Source organism: Pseudomonas sp. NPDC087598 (genome assembly GCF_044743525.1).
In the GTDB taxonomy this organism is placed as follows: domain Bacteria; phylum Pseudomonadota; class Gammaproteobacteria; order Pseudomonadales; family Pseudomonadaceae; genus Aquipseudomonas.
Map to the genome: position 1 here is coordinate 1 of NZ_JBIUWQ010000138.1, position 2,575 is coordinate 2,575.

At 57.9% G+C, this 2,575-nt stretch carries 1 protein-coding gene; it reads right to left on the reverse strand.

The genetic code is table 11. The annotated features are described in order from the left end of the window. Positions 1-332 precede the first annotated feature (332 nt). Positions 333-2,575 (reverse strand): ATP-dependent Clp protease ATP-binding subunit ClpA (gene clpA, locus ACIOWE_RS30030; protein WP_401398581.1); only part of this gene is annotated, 2,243 nt, incomplete at its 5' end.

Here is a 2,575-nt window from a genome sequence, read left to right on the forward strand (position 1 = left end):
GGAGCCCGTCGGAAGGCTGAGTGGAGGGATTGATCCGGGCGTGGGAGCGCAGCGACCGTTTGGCGCAGCCAAATGCATCGAGAGGAGGTGCAGCGAAGCAAACCGTAGGCGATGCGCCCGGATCAATCCCGGAGCGAAGGAACCCGAGCCTAAGCGAGGGCCGTACGTCAGGGTAAAGCCTTTTGGGTTACCTTTTCGGCGTCTGGAAAAGGTGACTCGCCGTAAGGGCGAAACCCTAAGCAGCCATCACCGCAGCAACGGATATTCACTCAAAAAAACCAAACGACAAATAACAAAAAGGCGCCCGAAGGCGCCCTCTTGATCCAAGGCCGTCAGGCCATTTCAGCCGTGGTCTCAAAGTCAAACGTCAGCTCACCATCCTTGATGTCGATGTGCACCACACCGCCATGCTCGGCCAGCTCGCCAAACAGAATCTCCTCCGCCAGCGGACGCTTGATCTTGTCCTGAATCAGACGCGCCATCGGACGTGCACCCATTGCCGAGTCATAACCACCCGCAGCCAGCCAACTGCGCGCCGCATCGGTAACCTCAAGCAGCACACGCTTGTCTTCCAGCTGCGCCTGAAGCTCGGTGAGGAACTTGTCCACCACACTTTTGATGACCTCATGACTGAGGCGACCAAACTGGATAATGGTGTCCAGACGGTTACGGAATTCCGGCGTGAAGCTCTTCTTGATCACTTCCATCGCATCAGACGAGTGGTCCTGATGAGTGAAACCGATCGAAGCACGAGCCGCCGTTTCGGCACCGGCGTTGGTCGTCATGATCACGATCACATTGCGGAAATCCGCCTTGCGCCCGTTGTTATCGGTCAGCGTGCCGTGGTCCATCACCTGCAGCAGCAGGTTGAAGACTTCCGGATGCGCCTTCTCGATTTCATCGAGCAGCAATACGCAATGCGGTTGCTTGGTGATCGCTTCGGTCAACAGACCGCCCTGATCGAAACCGACGTAGCCTGGAGGCGCACCGATCAGACGCGATACGGTGTGACGTTCCATGTACTCTGACATGTCGAAACGAACCAGCTCGATCCCCAACGCCTTGGCCAGTTGCCGCGCAGCCTCGGTTTTACCGACACCGGTCGGCCCTGCGAACAGGAACGAACCGACTGGCTTGTCCGGCGACTTAAGCCCGGCACGGGACAGCTTGATCGCAGTCGACAGCGAATCGATCGCTGCATCCTGACCAAACACCGTCAGTTTCAGGTCACGCTCCAGGTTACGCAGCAGTTCCTTGTCGGAACTGGTGACGTGCTTCGGCGGAATCCGCGCAATCTTCGCCACAATGTCTTCGACCTGTGGCACTTCAATGCGCTTCACGCGTTTTTCGACCGGTTGCAGACGCTGATAGGCACCCGCTTCGTCGATCACATCGATAGCCTTGTCCGGCATATGCCGGTCATTGATGTAGCGCGACGCCAGTTCAGCGGCAGCGCGCAACGACTCGTCGCTGTATTCGATGTTGTGATGCTGCTCGAAACGCCCTTTCAGGCCGCGCAGGATGCCGATGGTGTCTTCCACCGACGGCTCGACGACATCGACCTTCTGGAAACGACGCGCCAAGGCACGATCCTTCTCGAAGATGCCGCGGAATTCCTGGAACGTCGTCGAACCAATGCAGCGAATGTCGCCAGACGACAGCAGCGGCTTGAGCAGGTTCGAGGCATCCATGACGCCACCGGACGCCGCGCCGGCACCAATGATGGTGTGGATCTCGTCGATGAACAGGATCGCCTGCGGGCGTTTTTTCAGTTCATTGAGCAGCGCCTTGAAGCGCTTCTCGAAATCACCGCGATACTTGGTGCCCGCGAGCAGAGCACCGAGGTCCAGGGAGTAAACGACGCTGTTGGCCAGTAGATCAGGCACCTGATTGTCGACAATGCGCTTGGCCAGGCCTTCGGCAATCGCGGTTTTACCCACGCCTGCCTCACCGACCAGCAGCGGATTGTTTTTACGCCGACGCGCGAGAATCTGCGCGACACGCTCGACTTCCGATTCGCGGCCGACCAGCGGGTCGATACGGCCCTGGCGCGCGAGTTCGTTGAGGTTGCTGGCATAAGCATCCAGAGGATTGCCTGAAGAAGAAGACTCACCGCCCTCGTCGTCCTGCATATCTTGTTCACCTTCAGAGTGATCGCCATGCCCCGGCACTTTGGAAATGCCATGGGCGATGTAGTTGACGACATCGATGCGCGCAACGCTCTGCTGTTTCAGCAGAAACACTGCCTGACTCTCTTGCTCACTGAAGATTGCAACCAGCACGTTGGCGCCAGTCACTTCGCGTTTGCCCGAGCTCTGTACGTGGAAAACAGCACGTTGCAGTACACGCTGAAAGCCCAGGGTTGGCTGGGTTTCGCGATCTTCGTCATGAACGGGGATCAATGGCGTGGTGGAGTCGATGAACTCCTGCAGGTCATGCTTGAGTTTGTCGAGGTTTGCGCCGCAGGCACGCAAAACGGTGGCGGCAGCCTCATTATCCAATAGGGCCAGCAGCAGGTGTTCGACGGTCATGAATTCATGACGTTTCGAACGAGCCTCCTTGAAGGCTAGATTGA